Genomic DNA, 23,517 nt, shown 5'->3' with positions numbered 1-23,517 from the left:
GGTATTCACCTCTTCCTAGGTTAATGAGTTGATGCCCAAGTAAACGCCCATAATCAGCACTGAATCTTTCATATCCAGAACACCGTCATCATTCATATCCAGTGCTTCAATCTGTTCTGGTGTAAATGTGATCAGCCCTTTGATATATTTATTGACCAATAACGCATCAGCTGGTGTAAGCACACCATCGCCAGTAGCATCACCTTTAATTCGCAGCATAATCGTTACATCCACGCTATCAGAAAAAACAGTTCCATTGTTGGCCTGCCAGCCAAACGTTGTCTTTATCCCTGTAAAAGCTGAAGCAGGAATGAAGGTCAATGCATTCAACTCTGCGACAGGAATCACCTGATTCTTCACAACGTCAACACCATTCAGTTGCAATGTGCCACTGTCAGGCAGGGATACGATGCGAATATCCGTCATAGGTCGGTTCTCTGGGTCGGCATAATTACTGTCAAAATCAGTAGATGTAAAGGCTATTGGTAGCCCTTTGATAACTGTTTTGGAAAATGCACCTGCTGTAGGCTTAGGGGTGTCATCTTTGCTGAGACCCAGAGTACGAGCAGTAGTTCCGTCTGAACTGAAAATGACGATCCGGTCCCTCGCCGTATCAGCCATGTACAATTCACCTTCTGGTCCAACGCTGATCTGATTGCCTATGTCAATGGGATAGGTCTCCGATCCACTCACCCACGTACTCAAGACAGGCCGATCAGGATAGACAAAGCCTTCGTAGCCTGTGCGCATAATCTGATTCTCGCTCACAACGTATAAACGTTTGTCTACTACATCCAGTGTCAGATCTGCAAGCTTGTCTGTTGAATTCTGTATACCAACCAAGGGGTAGAGCATAACTCCACTATTAGATGTATACCATTTCTGATTTCCATCTCCAAGAATTACACTGGAGTATTCTGTGAATCCTCCGCTCTGTGATCCCCAGCCTGAATTGTCCAGGTTCATGTCGGCTAATGTGGCATACCTCTGTGGAACGTTATTATGCACTCTGTACTCGTTGTAGAACAGGGCCAAGGTTTCATTGTTGTTCTGTTTGTACCGAATTACATTTCGGATATAGGGTTGCTTATCCTCGTCTTGACCCGCATACAACGAAAATTTACGCATAACGTCTATAGGCGGCGCGTTCACTGTACCGTCCGGGTTAAAAATATGTACCTGTGCTTTTGCACCTGATTCAGCAGCATAGATCAACCCATCACTGCCCATCGTAGCCGCCGTTACTTGGTTGACCTCCATGGTCGCCAGCACTTCGCCTTCCGCTGTAGCCCGAATAACCCGATTGTTGCCGCTGTCTGCGATCAGCATCTCTTTTTCCCCATCAGCCGTCTTATAGAACTCGATATCTGTAGGTTGGCTTAACGAAATGGGTGTTGTTGCGGCCAATGCCGATGAAGATGGAAAACCCACGCTTGTGAGTAATGTAACGACAAGAGCAATCACAGTCCACCGTATAAACTTCACTCTTGTACCCCTTCCAATGTATAGACTCAAATGTTCTCCTCCTTAACCTTTCTGATGACTTACTGTTTCAATATACATAACAGCTCTTAACAATCACTGAACACCTCAGAACCTATAGATAAAAGAGAGGATCTTTTTTCTCATAAAAAAACGATGGGGCTGCCTCAAAAAGGAATTGCTGCTCCCTCCAAGCGCTAACGAACCTACCTAATCTTAAAAGGCGGATCATCAACGGTTGTAAGATTTAACGAACCTCAGTCACGCTATTTCGTCATAAAAAGGTATCAAAACCTAAAAATCGACCGAATCGACGAAATAACGTCTCTGTAATTCGTTAGATCTCAGCTCTGGGCAAATGGGTGCGGATAGCGTGTCTCAGGTTCATTCGAACAAAATAACGCTAACAAGGGATGCCCCTGTCATATTCATGACGTATGGGACATCCCTAGCGTTAATGGTTCATTCATATAAAATTAGATATGCCGATGCAACGGATCGCTTCGTTCTACCGAATAAAAAGTTTCATCAAGGTATTAAAAATCGGATTCACAATATAACCTGTCGGATGGATCGAATATCTTTTGCCCGAGTTCAGACGACTGATCTTTTCCATTTCCTCAGCGGACAGCTCAAAATCAAAGATTTCACTATTCTCTCTGATCCGCTTTGGATTGGATGATTTGGGAATGAGGATGACGCCCCGTTCCAGGTGCCAACGCAAAATCACTTGAGCCACTGTCTTACGATGATGATCAGCGATTTCCTTCAATACCGGATGCTGTAATAATACTTGATTCCCCTGACCTAACGGACCCCACGCCTCATGCAAAATCTGATGTTGATCCATATACGCACGCAGTTCGTTCTGTGGAAATTCCGGGTGTGTTTCGATCTGGTTGATCATCGGCAAGATTTTTGCATGCTTCCTTAATTCTTCCAGATGCTGAATCTCAAAATTCGCGACCCCAATGACTCTGATCTTGCCTTCCTCGTATAATTCCTCCATGGCTTTCCATGTTTCGATATACTTCGGCGAAGCAAAATGGATTAAATACATGTCGAGGTAATCAACACCCAGCTTGTTTATCGTTTTCTGAAAAGCTTTCTTGGTCGCTTCATAGCCATGATCTGTATTCCAGACTTTCGACGTGATGAAGAATTGCTCGTGCGGAATCTGACTATGCCGGATCTCTGCTCCCAGCGCTTTCTCATTCCCATAGATTCGGGCAGTATCAAAATGTCGGTAGCCAACCTGAATAGCCTCGCGAGTCGCTGTTGTAAATTCTGCTTCTTTCGTTATTTTGTAAACTCCAAAACCCAGTTGGGGAATGGGAACTCCATTTCTGGCTTCAACCACTTTAGTATGCAAATTCATTTTAACTGCTCCTCTCAAAAAAACAAGATATACTTGATATATATTATATCTAGTTAAAGCCAAAAAAAGAGGTTAACCCTTTCTTTCTTTATGAAACAAATCGGTTAACCGTATATCTTTTAAATAATTCTGCATGGCGATCTCAGCGCCTTCAAGATGATGAATGACCTTTTGTTTCACATCGTCCACGTCTTGTCCCTGGAGTGTTACATCAGTATGAATTTTAAACAAGTCTTTGCCGGGTTCAACCGCCAGGAATACATCCAACATCGTGATTTCCGATAAAGGCTGAGCAAGCAATATGCCGCCCTTGGCACCTTCTTTGGCCATTGTCAGTTTGGCGTTATTCAGATTGCGAATGACTTTTACCGTCGTAGGAACCGGAATATTTAGCTGCTCCGATATCAACTTGGTGGACAAATAATTTGAACAGTTCTCCTCGGATAGAGCGTGAATATAGAGCAGAATCGAGATTCCCTGTGATAAGGCTGTAGAGTATGCCATTGCATTCATCCTAACTATTTCTTTTCTAAATATACTATATATCTTTTATGTTTAGTTGACAACTATCAGCCTATTCCCACTCAAGAAGAACTCCGCTTCCCCTTGTTCGATGTATGTATACACATGATCGTGGTCTATCCATTCCCCTGCCAAAGAAAATGATTCCGTCACTCTTGCCGCTCTTACGAATGGCGAAATGTTATTCATCCATAGCTCATACACATCTATTCCTCCCAACTGCCTTCTCACTGATCCGGTTTATATATTGGCAAACACTTTATCGAAGCCTGCTTTGGACTTGGCAAACAATTCACTTGAATCGACGGTTGGCGTTGGGGCCAGCACCTCCTGAGATACGACACCTGTGTAACCAATCATCTTCAGATTCTTCAAGAACCCCTGCAGATCGATTACTCCTTCGCCAGGGTATAACCGCTCATGATCCAGCAATTCTTCAATAGGCAAATCATAAGCATCATTGATATGAACATGGACAATCTGTTCCTTCTTAAGATCCAACACCTCTTCGATCTTTAATCCATTTGTATGCCAATGATAGGAATCCACCAATAAACCTACATTCGGAGCATGAATTGTTTCGATCCAGTCAAGCGTATCCTCCACACTCCAAATAAATGGATTCTTCCATTGCGTGCGCAGATGATGGCAACCCACAAACTCCAGGCCTAGTCGAATTCCATAGGCGTCCAGAATATCTGCACACAATCTCAATCGTTTGGTAGCTGCCGCCATAAATGATGCTGCTGGCTGATCCGTGGAAGGTAAAATATAGGTGCAACAGCTGTAACAGTTCAACGAAGCGGAGGCTTCTGCCATTTGAACCAGCGATTGAAGTCCTTCACGAAACTGTTCATCTGTGGTTCTCCAGTCCACGGTCAGACCGGATGAACCGATGATCACCTGATTGCTTTCCAACAGCAGTATGGCCTGTTCCTTACCAACCTCTTCAATCAATGAGAGCGGATTCAAATCTACAGACTGAAATCCGTATTTTGCAGCATTCGTGATATATTGTTCATTGGACTCGATGTTCCCTAAGCCTGCACTTGTTAACCCTCTAATCATCCCAATCTCCTCCTAGGACCAGTCAAACAGTACTCCGTTATACTGGTCTTTATTCAATCTCAGACCCTCGTAAGCTTCTTGCGCTTGATCCGGCTTCATCACATGACTGATCAATGGTTCGATATGCAGCTTGTTCTTTAACATCAGTTCAAACACAATGTTCGAATTTCTCACCAGAGAATGCTTAACGAATTCGTTCGGCTCAACCGGGAAGCGTCATTCACTACACCGGCTCCATTCGTTATGGCATCTATCTTTACTTTTATTTTATCTTCTCCGCCATGAAGCGTATAGTCAACCCCACTCTTTTTAACTACAATATAAGACTTTTCATTCGCATTGTATTTGATTGCAAAACCGATTTTTTATCTAAAACAACGAATTTAAAACCCTTGTAAGCGAATCCAGCATAAACGTAAAAAGACTCACAAGATCCAATGATCTGTGAGCCTCATATTCAATCCTATTCAGTCGTAGTCTGATACAATGCGGTACACCCATTAGAAGATGGGATACTTCAGGGATATCCAGCTGTCATTGAAACCAGATTGGCCGCATGGTTCCTTTTTGCTAATTTCACAGCTACACTTGTCACTTCTCAACCGCCAACTACGGCTGCAACCCATGAACCTCAAACTCATAGATTCGGGCTGCCGTATCGCCGCCCTGCGTAGGTCTAAGCACATTCAGTTTCACATAACGAGCCTTGACCAGTGAAATTGCATCCGAGGTTTCGGCTGCGGTATTCCCCTGTACATGAACTACATCGGACCAATTCACGCCATCAGCACTGACCTGGATCGAATAGTCGTTCGTATTAAAACCAGACCACTCCCCACCACTCTCCGCATGTTTGATGACAAAACCACTGATCTGATGTTCTTTGCCAAGATCAACTTGCAGCCAATGCGGCTGGTTACCCAGTGCGCACCACTTGCTGTTGCCAGTCACCTTGCCATCGATCGCCTTCTCTGCACCTTCCGCGGATCCACAGGCGTGGTCAACTGTCGCCTTTTTGCCCAGAGCGACATTTTGGATTCCAGAAGCAGCCTTGCTGACGGTAATCAGCGACTCCTTCGTCACCGTATCCTGCCCCGAGCTGTTGGAAGTTGTTAGCGTCACATTGTACGTGCCTTCCTTGTCATACATTACCACTGGATTTTGCTCCGTGCTGACAGCCGGACTGCCATTATCAAAAGTCCACGACCAGCCTTCCGTCACCTCGGAAGAAAGATCAATGAAATGCACTTGCTGACCCGGTGTGACAAGTGTTGCATCGGCCTTGAATCCTGCTTCCGGCTTCGGATACGCTGGCCACTGGATGGTCACGCTGGTAGACTGGCCGCGCTCATACTTCGCATTCACTGCCACGACTTTCAGTACAGTCGCCTGTTCCGCGTTGATTCTCTTCATCTCAGGCACATAGAACACGTTATTGGCTGTCGCACCCACCCAAGTCTCTTTGCCGTCGGGCAGTACACGGTAAATCTCATATTGTTGAACTTCCTCGTTCAACGCGTTCCATTGCAACCTTGCATCACCGTAAATACCGCCGCGGAAGTCGGATTGGGTGACATTCAATGCTTGAACGGCCTCAAGAGGGTTCGATGGATCACTGTTCTTGTGGATAGATAACTGCCCAATATGGATGTTATAATCCGATACGGTTTCTGTACTGTCAAAATACAAAGACAATGCCGCAATCTGCTTTCCTTGGTAAGGCGTCAGATTGATCACGTCTGTCGTCCAGTCGGTTGCCTTCTCGTTCTTCACATCCAGAAAGACGAACTGGTCCGGCTGGTCTGCAAAAGCAAGGCCAACCTTCATACCCGGCTTGCTCTGTGTCTTGTACGTGATCGACAGCTTGGTAGCTGGCTCAATCTTCAGATCGGTTTGATACAGCTTCAGATGGGTGGCATTTGCCGAACTTAGCGTACCCGCTACCTTCAGGGAACTGCCACCATAATAGGCATCCGACCAATCGAGAGAAGGCTTGAGCGCCGTGCCTTTACTTTCTGCTAACCAGCGCCATGTCGGAAGTACGTCCTGCAAACTTCGATTATTCCATCCAGTCTCCCGCACTTGTGTGCCATCCACATAGAATTTCTCGCCACTACCCGTGTTGAAGTTGGTCGTGAATGGCAGTTGGTCCACCGGCGATGATTCAATCACATTGTTCGCAATCCCTTTCCAGGCCTGGCTTGTCGCCGTATTGGCCGGGTTGCCGTTCTGCCCTACCCAGAATTTATTTTCACGGGCAAAGAAATCGGTCATGCTGTCCGCGCTGTTGAACGACCAATCCGGCCGGTAAATGCCGAGGGAAGTCACAGCCGGTTTCCCCTCAGGAAACAGCAAATTCCATTTCAGACTGGTATCGTATCCTTTCGCTTCCACATCAATACCTGCGAACAGGTCAAATGGTGATCTGCCCAGACTCTTGGATTTGGCCGCAGAACTGCCAAGATCATTCCACCAGAAATTCAGGAACATGCTGTCTGATACCTTGCTCCCGTTATCCTGCAGGAACATCGCGTTCCGGTCCGTCAGCGCATTCTGCCATGAAATATTGCCTTCCTTTGTCATGGAATCATACCAGATGATCTCCATACCCGCGGGCTTATGATCCTGAAGATAACGGAGGAATGCCTTCATTAACTGTGCATCAGTGGCTGTTCCACCTTCAGTCTCCTGGTTGATAAACCAGCCGTCAAAACCGTAGTACTCCGCTACCTCAATCAGTTTATCCGCAGCCGGGAAGGAGCCGTCGCTGTTCTGCTGAAGCATTTGCTTCACCCACTCATATTTGCCACCGTATACGGATGGCGGAAAGAACACTGTGCCCATGATGGGCACTCCGTTCCGGTGTGCCGCATCAATCGTGTCGGCGCTTGGTGGCACAATAATACCTTCTCCCGCCGAGCCACCCCAATATACGAGCTTGTCGACATACTGCCAGTAAGAGAACGTATTTGCGAAAAATGTATCCGAGCCCTGTGATGGAACACCGCTGGTTCCCTTATTCAACGCAGACAAGGCCATGACTTTGGGATCTTTCGTTGCGTTCGGGTTAACTGCCTCTCCCGTGAATCGGCTCTGGAGCGGAATGGTGCTCCGGTTGAAGGCCGCATCCGGGTCGGAAGCTGGATTCCAGTTAAGCAATTGTTCAGGCAGCCAATAGGATGAATAAGGTTGTTTTGCCAAGGCCGCCGAGGAAAGAACAGCGCATACCAATATTACAAATAGGAGACTCGCACCAAGCTTTTTCATGCCATACCCTCCAATCCAATTTTGGCAATCCAATCAGGGTAAAAAGAAACGCCCGTCAACCGGGCAGACGTTTCCATGTCTTCTTTATTTCAGGTTTACTTTGGATTTGCAGCTTTCCATTCATCGTATTGCTTTTGCGCTTCTGCAATCACTTTATCCAGACCTGCCGCTTTCAACTTCTCGATCGCTTTCGGCAGATGCTCATCCGGGTCAACAGCTCCCGTCATGATCGATGGGTAGAATTCCTTCACGATGGCGGAGATGGAAGCGACTTCCGTCTTCACCGGATCAGGATTGAAGTTGAAGCCAAAGCTTGGAGCAACCTTCGCGGAATTGTTGAATTCCTTGAACGCTTCCCACTTATCGGCTGGATCTTCCTTGTGCATGTAGGTCAGGAACAGATTACCCAGGGCAAAACCAGGCATCTGGAACCCGTCCTTCATCGCTGGCAGATCCTCTATGACATTATCCGATACCTTTTTGTAATGTGTACCCTCAATTCCGTAGTTGATCAGGTTACGCAGATATGGATCGGTATTGAGCAAGTTCAGGAACATCATGGCCCGTTCCGGGTTCTTGGAGTTCGCCGAGATTGCATGCATAGCGCCTGTTGCTGAGCCAGTGAAAATAACCGGATCCTGCATCGGTGTAGTCACGATATCATAGCCCGCACTTCTGGACCATCCCAGTTCAGCGTACGGCTGTGTCTGTTCACGGTCAACAAACCATTTGCCTGTTTTGATGTTGTCGATGCCCTCCAGTGTCGCTACATCTTTGCGCAGATAACCAGCCTGATAGTATTTACGGATGGTTTTCAACGAGCTTTTCAGCTCTTCGGATTCCAGCATATTAACGTATTTACCGGTGTCACCATTCATGTTGATACCAACCGGGAATTCGTCACCCAACAGGAAGTCGAACGCTAGATAAGGCTTAAAGCCCTTCGGAACAGCCAGCGGAGTAATGTCGGCCGGTTCATTGTCCTTGATTTGCTGCAGGTAAGGCTCCAGATCCTCTAATGTACGAATCTTGGTGATGTCCATGTTGTATTTATCAACGTACTGCTTATTGAAGCGCCATACCCATTGCGAAGCCAACTCTTTGTTAACCGGCACGGCATAGTTTTGGCCATCGATCTGCGATCCTGTGAGGAATCGTGGATCAAGCTGCTCTTTAATGCCCTGACCATACTTATCCAACAGATCATTGATTGGCAAGAATGCTCCTCTGGTCGCATTTGGCAGATAGTCATAAGCCCAAGAAGAGGTGAAAGCGATATCATAATTTTCGCCCGAAGCGGTAATGACTGGCATCCGTTTAGAATAATCACCCCAGTCAATCATCGTGATGTCGACGGTTGCATTTATTTTCTCCATTAAGTATTTGTTCATTTCTTCCTGCACCATTGGCAGATCGCGCTGTGGACCACCAATCATATATACCTTGAGCTTCACCGTATCCTTATCGCCTGGTTCTCCCCCGGATGCCGTATTCCCGCTTGTATCATTGGTATTACTACCACCGCAGCCTGCTAGAACAGTAGAAAAAGCAAGCAGTAAAGTAACCATGAGCAGAGCGATTTTTCTTGTCTTCATGTGTATCCCCCTTATCAATGTTATTGTTACTGCCCTTGGAGGGCAGGCACAACCAAACTTATTCTTTGACCGAACCGATGGTCAGGCCTTGTATAAAATACTTTTGGAAAAACGGATACGCCAGCGCAACCGGCAGTGTAGCCAAGACAACCATCGCCATGCGGACGGTCTCCGTTGGCAGTGTCGAGGCAATGTCGTAGGACACAACCCGGCTGCTGTTTTGCACAACAAAATCCATATTGTTCTGTATTCGAATCAGTAATGTCTGGAGTGGAATCAACTTCGCATTGTCGATATAGAGCAGCGCATTGAACCAGTCATTCCAGAATCCTAATGTACTGAACAATCCAATAGTCGCAATACCCGGCAACGAAATCGGCAGTACGATGCGCGTATAGATCCCGAATTCAGTAGCTCCGTCGATTTTGGCCGACTCAATAACCGCATCCGGCACGGTGGTCGTGAAAAATGTACGCATAACGATAATGTAAAAAGCGTTCATGATCGACGGCAGGATCAGCGCCCAGATCGAATCCCGCAAGTGCAGCACCTGCGTAACCACAATGTAACTGGGAACGAGACCGCCGGAAAATAGCATGGTGAAGAAGGCCAAAAAGCTGAAAAACCGACGCTGTGCAAAATTTTTGCGCGAAATGGCATACGCATACGTGGTGACCAAATACAGTGTGAGCGCGGAACCGACAACCGTCACCGTTAAGGTAACCCCAAACGATTGGGCCATCTGCTGCCCGGATTCCATAAGGAATCGATAGGCATCCAGCGTCCAGACTTCAGGGAATAACTTAAATCCATTGATCGCCAGCGTCTTCTCATCGGTAAATGAGATGATAACGATGAACAGAAACGGAAAGATACAAGATAAGGCAAACAGACCGATAGCTATATTAAAAATCACATTGGATAATGGCGAAATGGCATTCAGATCTCTCGATTTCTTTCCGGTCCTCTTCGCATGGGCTGATGCCCGCTTTACCGGTTCGCTTAAATTACTCATGGACAGCACCCCCTTGCCGCAAGCCTAGAATACGGCATAATCCTTTTCAATTTTACGCACAGCATAGTTTGCCAGCAGGACAAGAATCAAACCAACAACCGATTGATACAATCCTGTAGCTGTACTCATTCCTGTATCACCCATAATGGTCAAGCCGCGGTATACAAACGTGTCGATGACATTGGTGACCGGATACAGCGCACCAGAGTCCCGCGGAACCTGATAGAACAGTCCAAAGTCGGAACGGAAGATCCCTCCGATCGCCAGAATGGTGAGGATGATCATTAGTGGTCTGAGCAGTGGCAGCGTAATGTACCGGATCTGTTTCCACTTCGTAGCGCCGTCGATCATCGCTGCCTCATAATAAGAACGGTCGATACCTGCAATTGCCGCCAGATACACTACACTGCCATAACCTGCACCTTTCCACAGGCCGAGCAGAATGAGAAAATACGGCCAATACCCTGTCTCACTGTACCAACTGACCGGATCTCCACCAAAATAGGTAATGATCTGGTTGAACACACCCTTTTCCACACTCAGAAACGAGAAGACGAAATAACTGATAATAACCCATGACAGGAAATAAGGCATAAACATCGCGGTCTGGTAAATCTTCGCCAGCCGTTTGTTCAGCAGTTCGTTCATGATGATCGCAAGTGTCACCGCAAGCACCAACCCGAGAAAGATCAGACCCAGGTTATACAGAATGGTATTACGTGTGATGATATAGGCGTCACTGGTGGAGAACAGAAACTCAAAGTTTTTGAACCCGACCCATTCGCTTTTTAGAACGCTTTCAAGAAATCCGCCCGGATGAATCCGGAAGTCCTTAAAAGCAATAATCGTTCCGAACATTGGCAAATAGGCAAAAATGATAAACCAAGCTGCTCCCGGCAGTACCAACAGAAGAAACGCCTTGTTCTTCATCAGACTTTTGAAGATGTCCTGCACGGCTGTCCCTCCTTATGATCTCGTTCATTATCGCTTTTAGCTGCATCCAGCATTAATCCCCTATAATCAACACTGGACCTTAGCTCTTTTGTTGCTTTGGATTTCCTCGTTCACTCCTACCTTCATTATGCAAGCGCTACCAATTTTGAGATAGTTGAAAAAACCAATAAATTGATGGATTAATCAAAGATCGTGCATTCATTGCATAACAAAAAAGACACCCCCACATGCGGAGTGTCTTCATTCAGCCGGAGCGCCCGGCTTACTTTTTCATGTAGATCGAGCGCAGCTCCGTAGGCGAAACGCCAGCATATTTCTTAAACTGTCTGTAAAAATAAGTGGAGTCCCAATAACCCACCTCGCCCGCTATTTCTGCCGTTTTTTTATCCGAATATAACAGCAAATGGGTAGCACGCTCGATCCGGTACTGGTTCACATAATCAGAAAAAGTGGTACCGACCTCTTGCTGGAACAATTGGCCAAGGTAGTTCGGATGAAGCTCCAGCCTCTGACTGAGCGTCTTAAGTGAAAGCTCATCCTGATAGTGATTTTTCACCACCTCCAGCACAGCCATGATATGCGGGCTATACGTTTTCTCAGCGGTATGATATGTATCCAGCGTGCGATGAACAACCTTTCTGACCAATTGTTTCAGTTTGTTGAGCGTATGAATTCTGGACAGTGGCCCGAAAATATCTCCGTAGTCCGGCGTTTTCTCCAGTTCCTTGGCGGCCAGCATAAGCTGGATCGCAGAATTGAAGAACGGTGTTCTCGCAAGGCAGAGTTCCTTCCCCTCAACATTGAAGAATTCGTCGATGAACCGGTCCACCTCAGTAACTTCCCCATCCCGCAGCAGCTTGTGGAACTGCTCCATCGCTGGCCCAGGTTTCTTCTGATGCTGATTCGTAGCTTCTTCTTCGTTCTCTACTTGCATGATGAAGGTATTACAATCCATAAACAAATGATTCTTAAGCCACAGCTTTACGGACTTGCAGCTCTTCGGAAAACCCAGATATGTCGACTCGGATTGACCGATAATTCCCCATACACGTGCATCTGTGTCCTCGGTAACCGCTTGCTTCATCCTGGTGAGTGCCTGAATCTGCCATTCATCATTACCTTCCGTACCGGCTGAAACGAACAGCAGCATGATGTCTCCCTCCTGATCGGGAAAACAGATGATACCGCAGCCATCCGGGAGGTCTTTGTTCCCGATCTGCTCACACTGCTCAGTAATTCCAGGCAGATACATCTGGGGATCATCCCCCTGGTCATCTCCTACAATCCGTAGAGAAGCCGCACAATATGTGGACTTGTTCATGGGAATCTCAAGCAGCTGCGCACGCTCACGGAATTCTTTGGCGTCAATGGTTTCGTTCGCCCACCGCTGCAAAATATTGTTGCGCAGAATTCTCCAGCTCTGATCCATTTGAATCTGGCGCATCTCTTCATGCTCCCAATCCCGCTGCATATGCTTGATGGTCGCTTCCAGTTCCTCCATATTGACTGGTTTGAGAAGGTAGTTCTCGACCCCCAGCGAGATGCCTTCCCGCACATATTGGAATTCTTCGTAACCGCTCAAAATAATGAATTTAGTATATGGATTACGCGCTTTAGTCTCCCGGATCAATTCAAGTCCGGTCATTTGCGGCATCATGATATCCGTAATAATCAGATCGACAGGCCCCCCGTCCATCATTGATAACGCTTCCAACCCATTGCAAGCCGTTCCGACAATCTCCATATTATTCTGATCCCAATCAATGATGGCTTGCATTCCTTTCACAATAAGCGGCTCATCATCGACCAACATTACACTTCTCATCCCGTTTCCTCCCTTGTAACTGGAATGCTGATGGTCACCTCACATCCTTCGCCCTCCACACTGTTCAGGTGCAGACCATAATTACTGCCGTAATTCAGACGTATGCGGTCGTGCACGTTCTTAAGACCCAAAGATCGGTCAGATGTCTCAGCAGCTTCATCGCCCTTATGCAACCCTTGTTGCAGTTCAAGCAATCTCTCCGCGGAAATCCCCTTTCCGTTATCCTTCACACGGATACGAATCACGCCGTTCTCTTCTTCGGCTGTGATGGAGATCCGATTATCATCATCGTACGTACGAAAACCATGCACAATGTAATTCTCAATAATCGGCTGGACCAGCAACTTGACGACCATGCTTCCCGCCGCTGCATTCTCGATATGGGTCTCCACGTGCAGCTTGTCCTCATATCGATATTGGACCAATGCCAGGTACATACCGCACAGCTCTATTTCCTCTGCCAAGGTTACATGTGTCTGCTTTTTGATCAAATGACGGAACATCGTGGCGAGAATATAAATCATCTGCCCAACATCCCTGGCTCCCAAACTGATGGCTTTCATGCGGATGCTTTCGAGCGTATTGTACAGAAAATGGGGATTGATCTGGGCTTGTAAAGCCACAAGCTGCGCGTTCTTTTGTTTGATCTCCGACACATATACCGTTTCTATGTAAGACTCCAGCCGATCACACATATGATTAAATCTCTGCGAAATCTGCTGCAGCTCATCTTCCCCCTCCATCTCAATACGTTTACTTAGATCACCCTCCTGCCAGCGACGCATGTAAAGCACGAGTCTGTGAATTTTTTTGGAATAACGGCGGATGATAGTGAACGTCACTGCGATGCTAACCATGATGCACAGAATCACAATTCCAATGAGGCTGAAACGAATCGCCTGAAGGCTCTGTTTGATGTGAGACTCCGGAATAATAGAAGCCACGACCATTCCTGTATTCCCGATATTCAGCAGCTGCACCTTGGAGCGCTCCTCCAGATCCACCCAATCCTCCGGCGAATTCATCTTCCCCCAGTACGGGTAGACGGTGTTGTCAACCTTGCCCAGTGAATCGAAAATGACCTGGCCTTCCCCGGTCATCAGCATGACCCGGCTGTCCTTGCCGCCGAGTCTATCTCGAAGCAGCCCTTGGATGCGGTCTGTATTCAGTTCAAACATAATTGCACCGTACTGCTTCAATGTGACGGAGTCCTTGAGCACATTCGCGTAGCTATACGGGGTAGGCTCATCAGCCATTTTCCCTTCGAAAAGCGGTTCGCTGCCCATGTACTGCCAAGGTGCATTCCTCAGCCGCTGGAACCAGCCCTGATGCCCTGCAGACAGCTTGGGATGATAGTAAAAGTGCTGGGTCTCCCGATTAAGAACATAGAAGAAATCCTGATCCGTGCTGTATAACACGACATTTGCAATCGAAGCCTCATCCTTTAACAGCAGACGTAATTGATAATCGAAGTTCCCTCGCTCCGTACGGTAGCTGTAAGCGTATTGATTCAGGCGCCAATTGAGAAAATCCTCGTATTCATGAGTCAAAAAATACTTCAGATCATCGCCGATCATGGCGTCGGTATAAATCTGCTGCACGGCGTTATACAGCCGTTCGTACTGCTGATTCAGGTTGATACTGACAATATCCAGTTCCTGCAAGCTCGCATCCATTCGTTCCTGTACCACTCGCTGTTCATAATAGCGGTAGGCCAATACCGCGATGCTGATGAACAACAGGACCATGACCATGGAATAAAACAGTAAGATTTTGTTGAACATTTTTTTCTTCAAGTAGTTCTTATACATGGTTCGTATCCTGGACATTCACGCCTGAACACCTCCTCCAGACCCATTTCCAACTCAGTGTATCACCGTTTGGTTAAATTCGACAATCACCAGTGCACAGGACCAGCAATCCATATTTTAGTTTGTCAAAAGCGAATGGAAGCGCTATAATGGGCGCATTCCCCTATAAAGTTATGTCATACATACTCGCTTTGGATGCTCTCAATATATGAATCACTCCCCGATAAAATGAACTGGGGGTTTTTAACGATGTTTCTTACTGAAAACAAACTACACGCACGTATTCATGAATTATCCGAGCTCCGTTACCGGGATCGTTTGCCTTTAAATCATTTTCTCGCCTGCGAAGACCGCAGGGAAGAGATCAACCCGGTCCTTCCGGCAGATGATAGCCATTGGAAGCCTATGTATACAGGAGAAAGTTGGTCCGGTCGAGATCTTTATTTGTGGCTGCGTACAAAAGTCGAGTTCCCTTCCTCTTGGAAAGATAAACGGATTGTCGGACGGTTTGATTTTGGCGATACCGGGGGTGGAAACAATTCCGGCTTTGAATCCCTGTTCTACTGGGATGGCAAGCCGTATCAAGGCGTAGATTCCAACCACAAGGAAGTGTTCTTTCCAGCCTCTGCCGCAGGCAGCACCAACGAGTTAGTCTTTCGCTTATGGTCCGGTCTGGAAGGTGGCGGTCAGCCCCGCAACCAGACGCATACATTCAGACAAGCAGAATTGTGTTGGTTGGATGAAGCTGTTGATGATCTTGTATTTACAGGGTCGGCGATTCTGGAAACGGTCAATATTTTGGATGCCCATGCACCGGAACGCACAAAGCTTCTTCATGCGCTCCAGAAGTCCTTCCGCCTGATCGACTGGTCGCAGCCTAAGTCCGATGTCTTCTATTCTTCTGTGCATGAGGCAAGGGATGACCTAAGCTCCCGATTGAATGCGATGGACAAGGCCTCTGATGTGACCGTTACTTGTATCGGCCATACTCATATTGACGTTGCCTGGCTGTGGCGGTTGAAGCATACGCGCGAGAAATGCGCCCGCTCCTTCTCTACGGTCATGCGCCTGATGGAGATGTTCCCGGAGTATGTTTTCCTTCAGACACAGCCCCAATTGTACGAATATGTGAAAGAGGACTACCCGGAACTGTACGAATCCATCAAGGAACGTGTCGCTGAAGGTCGCTGGGAAGCGGGCGGCGGCATGTGGCTGGAGGCTGACTGCAACCTGACCTCGGGCGAATCCCTGGTCCGGCAATTGCTGATTGGCACTCGTTTTCTCAAAGCAGAGTTTGGGACGGATTGCCGATATCTCTGGTTGCCCGATGTATTCGGCTACAGCTGGTCACTGCCGCAAATTCTGAAAAAATCCGGTATTCATACGTTCATGACGACTAAAATCAGCTGGAATCAATACAACCGCATGCCATTTGATACATTCCACTGGCGCGGCATTGACGGCTCAGAGGTGCTGACCCACTTCATTACTACACCTGAGCCTTGGTCCGAGCCGGGGTCATGGTTCTATACCTATAACGGAAAAATAATTCCGAAGACGGTTAAAGGCATCTGGGATGCCTACCGTGATAAGGAGATGAACCAGGATCTGCTGCTGTCGTACGGATACGGGGACGGCGGAGGCGGCGTTAACCGCGAAATGTTGGAGATGAGACGGCGGCTGGATCAACTGCCCGGATTGCCCAAGGTCAAGACAGGACGCGCAGATGATTATTTTGAAAAGCTGCAAGAGACGGTGGAGAAAACCGATTCGTACATCCATACATGGGATGGCGAACTGTATCTGGAGTATCACCGCGGAACGTATACCAGTCAGGCGTACAACAAACGGATGAACCGCAAGCTTGAGCTGGCTTACCGCGAAGCGGAATGGCTGAATGCATTGCAAAGTATCGTGCAAAATGACTGGAATCTGTATCAAGCGAAGTCCCTGACTGCGGGTTGGAAAATCATTTTGCGCAACCAGTTCCATGACATCATTCCCGGTTCCTCCATCACAGAGGTGTATGAGGATAGCAGAATTGAATATGCAGAAGCTGAGCAGATTGGCAGTCACGTAGACACGCAAGCTCGGTTGGCTATCGCTGGCAGCGGAGAATCTCCATATACGTACACCATTTGGAACTCCTCCCCATGGGTCGTTACAGAAATCGTGAGCATTCCCGCGGCATCAGGCGAATTGGAAATGGGAACTTGGCTGAGCGATTCCGGTGAGATCCTGAACGCTCAATACCAGAATGCACGTTGGGCCGTCGAGGTAAAGGATATTCCTTCGCTGGGGTATACCACCATTCACTTCCAGAGCAAGACAGTAAACGATATCCCTGAGCATTCGCCATTCATCCACACAGCCAATGGAATTGAGACACCGTTCTATCTGCTCGAGTGGAATGAGAATGGGCATTTGACCCGCCTTTACGATAAAGAGTCACACCGTGAGGTGCTAGCCAAAGGCGCTAGAGGCAATGTGCTTCAGGTGTTCGAGGACAAACCACTTGCCCATGAGGCATGGGATATTGATATCTTCTATCAGGAGGACATGCGAGAGATTACGAAATGCACCAGCATTGAAGTGGTAGAGACTGGGCCACTCCAGGCCGTGATTCGCTTCGCTTGGGAATACCTTGGCTCTACCATGACGCAGAACATGACTGTATATACGGGGCAGCGACGAATCGATTACGCCACTGAGGTGGATTGGCATGAACAGCAGCAACTGCTGAAGGTTGCCTTCCCAGTCGGCATCCGCTCCACTGAAGCCACCTATGATATTCAGTTCGGTAACGTTAAACGGCCCACGCACTGGAACACAAGTTGGGACTGGGCGCGTTTCGAATCCGTTGGCCATCAATGGGCAGATCTGTCCGACAGAGGTTATGGCGTCAGTTTGCTGAATGATTCCAAGTACGGGTATGACATTAAAGATAACGTCATGCGGCTGACCCTGATCAAGAGCGCTACGCACCCTGACCCACATGCCGATCAGGGGCTGCACAGCTTCACCTATGCTCTTCTTCCGCATCAGGGAGATTGGCTCGTTGGCGGAACCGTGCAACAGGCCTGGCTTCTGAATGCTCCAGCTCGATATACACAGGGCGTATCAGAGCAGCCAAGTCGCTCCATGTTCACCTTGTCCGGCAGCACAGCTATGATCTCGGCAGTCAAGAAGGCGGAGGATTCCGAGCGTGTCATCGTACGCATTCATGATTATTCAGGCAGCATGAATACGCTTGAACTGACAAGCGATCTACGGATTCACGCGTGGAGAGAATGCAATCTTATGGAAGTACCGGAGGGTGAAATCCTGTATGATACACCGATAACCTTTGCTATTGAACCTTATGAAATCAAGACGTTTGAAATTGATCTGAGAATATAATCCTATAACTGCAACAGCTTAACCGAAGAAACCAGCAAGTCCCCAGATGATGGGTGACATGCTGGTTTCTTCGTGTCGATCGTTAGGATAGGGGCTTTCTGGATCGCATTTAAAGCATTATGAACTGGAAGCAAGTTCGCTGTACCATCATTGTGATTTTATTTATTTTACCGTCTCCAATGTATATCGATTGCGTGGAATCTCAAGACCCAGATTACCGCGCAGTGTCTCATGCTCATACTCGGTACGTAACAGGCCGCGCTTTCAGCGCCTGATCAATACTCACCAGTTCGGCAATTTCCTGATACTTCTGCTCCGCCTCTTCCTCCGTTCTGCTCACAATGGGACCGATGCCCGGGAAGATCAGCATACTTGATGATTAGCGCATTAAGCACCGGATAGACCGCAAAGTTCAATAGACCCATTCAAGAATTAAATGAATGAGTCTATCTTATCGGCGATACGTCGTATTTAATTATTGTCCTAACTGTGATTGATACTCGTATTCGAATACATGTTTCATAATAGCCAATTCCATATTTTTCAATTCAATGATTTTATCAAGCATGACATCATACTTTTTGTATACACCCTGCTCCATGATGAATTGATTCATATACATGACCAGATTACGGAGTTTTAAAGCTTCGCTAACCAGCTCTTCTAACCTTATTTTTATCGAAGGATCGGGGAGAAAGTCAAGTATGGCTTGAGCAAGCAGTTGTTTATGTTCGTAAAGCAGGTGAAAAGGATGTATAGCAAACGGCTGATTTTGCATCCCTTTCTTCTGCATCCCCAGCATATCAATCATCTTATCGTATATTTCACTTCCAAGATAACGGTGATCCTTTCTCAGAATACTACGAACTTGATTAGTCTCTCCTACGTATTCTTTCAAAATATTCATTAGATCCTCTTTGGAAAACTGGAGAACCGTTTCATAATAATATTCACTGGGTTCCTTATACTCATCTGTCTTTTCAATGGCCCATATTCCGTTTAGGTAATCCGTAGACCATTCAGCATCGAAATTCGAATCTTGAATAACAGTGATCTCATCATAGGGAAGCCATTTCTCACCGTAGAATCCATCCCAAAAATCATGGCACAAAAACTCTTTACGATCCGAATCGAATCCAGAGATGAATACCTCATGTTTACCACCGCCAGGAATATTTCTCAGGAAATAAATATAATTATTCTTTTGAATTAGTTCCACTATAAAATCTTGCAGTTCCCACTGTTTTAAAATCATATCTCTATCGTACACCCTTGTAATTAACATGGGGCATGTCGACATTTTGAATTTGTGCCAAGGATAATATTGTGAACAGACGTCCAATCCATAGCCCCCTTCATCATTGTGATGCAGGATGACCAATAGAAAATTATGATAAATCCAGCTACGTGAACGCTTGTCCAAATCCAGCATGGAAAAGAGACTCGCGTGATGTGGGTAGGTAGTCATTAAAGGCTCGTTCACTTGCAATTTTTTAATCATGACTGATCTCCAATCCTGAGCAATTTATTAAGTTATGCTTCTCCAGTTCATGAATGACTTCCAGCTTGCTTGTGAATTTTCTCCACTGATTATGTGTCATATTCTCCCGATATACCGCCTTCGCCAGCACGTTACGTAACTCACTCCAATGATCCTGTATTGCCTGAGCAGCAGAAACAAGATCGGTATGATGTTCATATAACCGTTGCATACGATAGGTTTCGACCTTTTTGGCATTCACAATGTCTACAATGGATTGGAGAACAAGTTCAGCATAGGCCATATCAGGTGAATCTTCTTCTTCATTGAACTGATACGTCTTCTGTATGAAGGACAGAAGATGACTCAGTTCCTGATTAATCTCTCCCTGTGTAACGCGCACATGATCAATAAACATGTCTCGCAGTTCTCCCAGCATGATGTTGTTTCTTTCATGTGAGACAGTTTCACAAGCTGAAAATGCGTAGAACGTGGGTACTTCTTCTTCCTCCATGAAAAGCCGTACGAATCCTTCGTAAGCTTGTACAATATCATTCATAGGCATCTCCATCGGCTGATACGTGAGATTGTCCCGGTGATCATGTTCTATTACATGGAAGACTTGCCGCTGGAGATCATACCCATAGATTAATAAGGAATGAGGCCAGTGGGTACGTAAATACATGTCTTTGCGCAAGGACTCGTAATAACAGTCCACTCGGATAATTACTGGGCGGTTCAAATTAACCGCCTCCATAATCTCTTTTCGTACATCCTCGTTGTAGGTCTTCGTTTCATAAGTTATCCCCATACGCTCAATTAGCTGGTCATCTGATAATACAGCTTGATACTCTAATCGGAGTATGCTCTGATGTTCATCGAATCTATAGTGCATTCGGTCGTTGATCATCACAGGCAGTACACCAATAGAATAGAAGTTCAATACAGGAAAGAGTGAATTATAGAAGCAGTTTTTGTAAAAAACATCGTTAAACGGCTCTATTCCTGCGATGATAACTATTGGCCTATGGGAATGATGTAATATAAGATGATCCGCTTCCGCCGTTGCCCCAACTTCTTCGGTAAATTGCTCCATTGCACCATCTGTCTCTGGCATATCCTGCTCTTCAAGAAGTATCTCTTTTTCAAAGTTATGCTCATCCACTTCATATCCCTTGATTCGAAGCACTTCAGCCAGTGATGCAATAGTCTCATACCGCATCACTTCATCAGCAGTAAGCGGAATACTCTGCCTCTCCATATTGGCCTCAAGTTTGATGACATTTAGTGAATGCCCTCCAATTTCGAAGAAGCGGGCATGAACGTCAATCTCTTTCAATTGCAATAGATCCGACCACAATTCGGCGAGCACCTGCTCTAATGCATTGCGTGGAAGTGTAATATCTGTCCCTTCTCCCTGTAAAAGCAAGGGATCTGGAAGAGCTTTTCGGTCCAACTTCCCATTGGCCGTATATGGCATATGATCCAACATAGTATATCTGGAGGGCAGCATATATTCAGGCAACTCTGACAGCAAAAAAGATCGCAATTGCTCCTGATTGAGACTTTGGCTCTCCGTTACTGTGTAATAGGCACATAACAGGGACTGCCCATCCTGATCTGACCGAACTGTGACCGCAGCAGCCGAGATCGCCGGGTACTGGAGCAACCTGTTCTCGATCTCCCCGAGTTCGATCCGATAACCACGTATTTTCACTTGAAAATCGGAACGACCCAGATACTCCAGATCTCCATTAGCATTGAGACGTGCGAGATCTCCTGTTTTATACATATAAGCGCCTTCATGAAAAGGATCTTTTACAAACCTCTCGGCCGTAAGCTCAGGTCTGTTCCAATAACCTCTGGCTACTCCATCTCCTGCGATGCATAATTCTCCCGTTGCTCCGATTGGCATATGCCGCTGCCGCTTATCCAGAATATAAATACGGGTATTGGCAATCGGATAACCAATCGAAATTGTCGAGGTAGGCGAAAGTTCCTTAATGCTCGACCATATTGTTGTTTCTGTGGGGCCATACATATTGTAGATGCGGGCAGAGGTCATCCCCGCGACCTCCTCATACAAGGCATACGGTAGAGCTTCCCCTCCGATCATCAATATTTGAATCACGCTCCATACCGGTGAATCTACTGTAAGCCCAATCTGAAGCATCCGCAGTCGAGAAGGAGTTATTTGTATTAATTCAATGTTGTGAGTAACAATTAGATGCGCAATACGGCTTGGACTTAACTGATCCTCCTCTACCGCCATTATCAGTGTTAACCCGTTAGCGAGTGCCCCGAGCGTCTCCAGTACAAAGATATCAAAGGAGAATGTTGTGAGGGCGAGAATTCGTTTGCCAGCTTCAAAAGGAATGCTGCGGGATACACCTTCCACAAAGTTTCTTAGTGCCCGATGTTCAATCATGACCCCTTTTGGCCTGCCTGTAGATCCGGAAGTATATATCAAATAAGCCAACTGCTCCGACGAAACAACTGGCAGTGAGATATGTTGGTCATCCCATTCTTCCATGTGAGAAATATCGATTATTTGGCCTGTGTATATGAGTGAGCCGATCAGATCGGGCTTCGTTAGCAAAATCGCAGCCTGGCTATCCTCCAACATGAACTGCAAACGATTATTTGCATATGTGGGGTCCATCGGCATGTAAGCAGCCCCCGCCTTAAGTACACCCAGCATAGCCAAGAGCATGTCTTCCGATCGGGTTAACAGAATTCCTACAATAGCACCTGATCTTACTCCCTGAGCTAACAGGTATTTCGCAAGTTGATCTGATTTGCAATCCAAGCTTCGATAGGTAAGAATATGATCTCCGCAGATCACTGCGGGAATATCCGGCTGTTGCGCAGACCAAGACTGGATCATCTGGATGATTGAACGAGCTTCAGGAAAACGTATCTCCGTATCATTCAGATGTTGAATAACCTGGTCTTCCTTAAACGAGAGCATCTTTATATGATGTAATCCCTCATCTGGAAGGGCTGTACACATCGAGAGCACATGCATCACATGGTCTACGATCTGTTCAATGGTTTCTCGAGAATATAATGCGGCATTGTAATTCATGCGTAACGCCAGCCCCACTTTAGACATTTGAAGTGAAAACACCATATCGCCTAGGGGGCCTGTTTCCTGTATATTCTCCTGCATATTGTCCATTCGAACCACAGTGGCCACCCTTGACAAGTCTGTCCCCTCATGACCAAGCAATTCAAGAATTTTCTCCAGCGAAAGATGGTTAAACTTTTTGGCTGTACCCACAAGGGTCCTGAGCTGAAGAACGAGTTCCTTAAAAGAACACTCTTCACCAAAATTGATGCGAATAGCACGTAGTTGACTTGAATTTGCTGCACCTGACGAAGCGGGAATACCCACAGTTATATCGTCATTGTCCAGGTAACGGTGTAACACGTATGTAACACCTGCCAGAAGAAGAATAAATGCCCCTGCTTCGGTGTTCCCGGAGATACGAAATATTTGTTCTGAAATAAGTTGAGGAAATGCAAGTTGCATCTCCTCAAACACTTGCTCACCCCATGTTCCCCTCGTTTGTTCACTAGGGAACATGCTGAATTGAAGGTCCCCCGAGAGATGGTTTAGCCAATATTGCTTCTCCTCTTCGAACTTTCGGCTCGATAATAGCAAATTTTGCATGAATGCACCTGGCTCTGCTGACAATTAGCACGCCTCCCATTCTCT

At 46.6% G+C, this 23,517-nt stretch carries 14 protein-coding genes; 1 reads left to right on the top strand and 13 read right to left on the bottom strand.

Annotated features, from left to right (window positions below):
- Positions 1-15: 15 nt before the first annotated feature.
- The 11 genes from J2Z28_RS11760 to J2Z28_RS11710 form a co-directional block, all read right to left on the bottom strand.
- A complete protein-coding gene (locus J2Z28_RS11760) occupies positions 16-1,515 on the bottom strand; it encodes a dockerin type I domain-containing protein (protein WP_211082623.1) in 1,500 nt (499 codons plus the stop codon).
- 475 nt (positions 1,516-1,990) lie between these two features.
- Entirely contained in the window at positions 1,991-2,860 is an 870-nt protein-coding gene (locus J2Z28_RS11755) for an aldo/keto reductase (RefSeq protein ID WP_211082622.1), read from the bottom strand.
- Positions 2,861-2,932: 72 nt separating this feature from the next.
- On the bottom strand, positions 2,933-3,364 hold the full coding sequence (locus tag J2Z28_RS11750; RefSeq protein ID WP_211082621.1) for an RrF2 family transcriptional regulator: 432 nt from the start codon (positions 3,362-3,364) through the stop codon (positions 2,933-2,935).
- A gap of 258 nt (positions 3,365-3,622) precedes the next feature.
- Positions 3,623-4,450, bottom strand: a complete 828-nt coding sequence (locus J2Z28_RS11745) for a sugar phosphate isomerase/epimerase family protein (protein ID WP_211082620.1) — start codon at positions 4,448-4,450, stop codon at positions 3,623-3,625.
- 12 nt (positions 4,451-4,462) lie between these two features.
- Positions 4,463-4,606, bottom strand: coding sequence for a hypothetical protein (locus J2Z28_RS11740; protein ID WP_211082619.1), 144 nt, complete (start codon positions 4,604-4,606; stop codon positions 4,463-4,465).
- Between the two features lie 453 nt (positions 4,607-5,059).
- Positions 5,060-7,717, bottom strand: coding sequence for an endo-beta-N-acetylglucosaminidase (locus tag J2Z28_RS11735; protein WP_211082618.1), 2,658 nt, complete (start codon positions 7,715-7,717; stop codon positions 5,060-5,062).
- 95 nt (positions 7,718-7,812) lie between these two features.
- Positions 7,813-9,312: an ABC transporter substrate-binding protein gene (locus tag J2Z28_RS11730; RefSeq protein ID WP_211082617.1), complete on the bottom strand. Its 1,500-nt coding sequence runs from the start codon at positions 9,310-9,312 to the stop codon at positions 7,813-7,815.
- A 58-nt stretch (positions 9,313-9,370) separates the two neighbouring features.
- Positions 9,371-10,327: a carbohydrate ABC transporter permease gene (locus J2Z28_RS11725; RefSeq protein ID WP_211082616.1), complete on the bottom strand. Its 957-nt coding sequence runs from the start codon at positions 10,325-10,327 to the stop codon at positions 9,371-9,373.
- A 24-nt stretch (positions 10,328-10,351) separates the two neighbouring features.
- Positions 10,352-11,257, bottom strand: coding sequence for an ABC transporter permease (locus J2Z28_RS11720; RefSeq protein WP_205524889.1), 906 nt, complete (start codon positions 11,255-11,257; stop codon positions 10,352-10,354).
- A 286-nt stretch (positions 11,258-11,543) separates the two neighbouring features.
- Entirely contained in the window at positions 11,544-13,106 is a 1,563-nt protein-coding gene (locus J2Z28_RS11715; RefSeq protein ID WP_017686958.1) for a response regulator transcription factor, read from the bottom strand.
- Positions 13,103-14,935, bottom strand: coding sequence for a cache domain-containing sensor histidine kinase (locus tag J2Z28_RS11710; RefSeq protein WP_211082615.1), 1,833 nt, complete (start codon positions 14,933-14,935; stop codon positions 13,103-13,105). The genes J2Z28_RS11715 and J2Z28_RS11710 overlap by 4 nt, the downstream gene beginning before the upstream one ends.
- A gap of 231 nt (positions 14,936-15,166) precedes the next feature.
- Between J2Z28_RS11710 and J2Z28_RS11705 the strand changes: the two genes are divergently transcribed.
- On the top strand, positions 15,167-18,316 hold the full coding sequence (locus J2Z28_RS11705) for an alpha-mannosidase (protein ID WP_211082614.1): 3,150 nt from the start codon (positions 15,167-15,169) through the stop codon (positions 18,314-18,316).
- Positions 18,317-18,791: 475 nt separating this feature from the next.
- Here J2Z28_RS11705 and J2Z28_RS11695 read toward each other — a convergent pair whose 3' ends face one another.
- Complete coding sequence (locus tag J2Z28_RS11695) at positions 18,792-19,817, bottom strand: hypothetical protein (RefSeq protein ID WP_211082613.1); 1,026 nt, start codon at positions 19,815-19,817, stop codon at positions 18,792-18,794.
- A complete protein-coding gene (locus J2Z28_RS11690) occupies positions 19,810-23,496 on the bottom strand; it encodes a non-ribosomal peptide synthetase (protein WP_211082612.1) in 3,687 nt (1,228 codons plus the stop codon). Before J2Z28_RS11690 ends, J2Z28_RS11695 begins: the two co-directional genes overlap by 8 nt.
- Positions 23,497-23,517 lie beyond the last annotated feature (21 nt).

The sequence above is a fragment of the Paenibacillus xylanexedens genome (assembly GCF_017874615.1).
Taxonomy (GTDB): Bacteria; Bacillota; Bacilli; order Paenibacillales; family Paenibacillaceae; genus Paenibacillus; species Paenibacillus xylanexedens.
The sequence above is the reverse complement of the archived record's forward strand: the minus strand, read 5'-3'. Positions and strand labels throughout refer to the sequence as shown.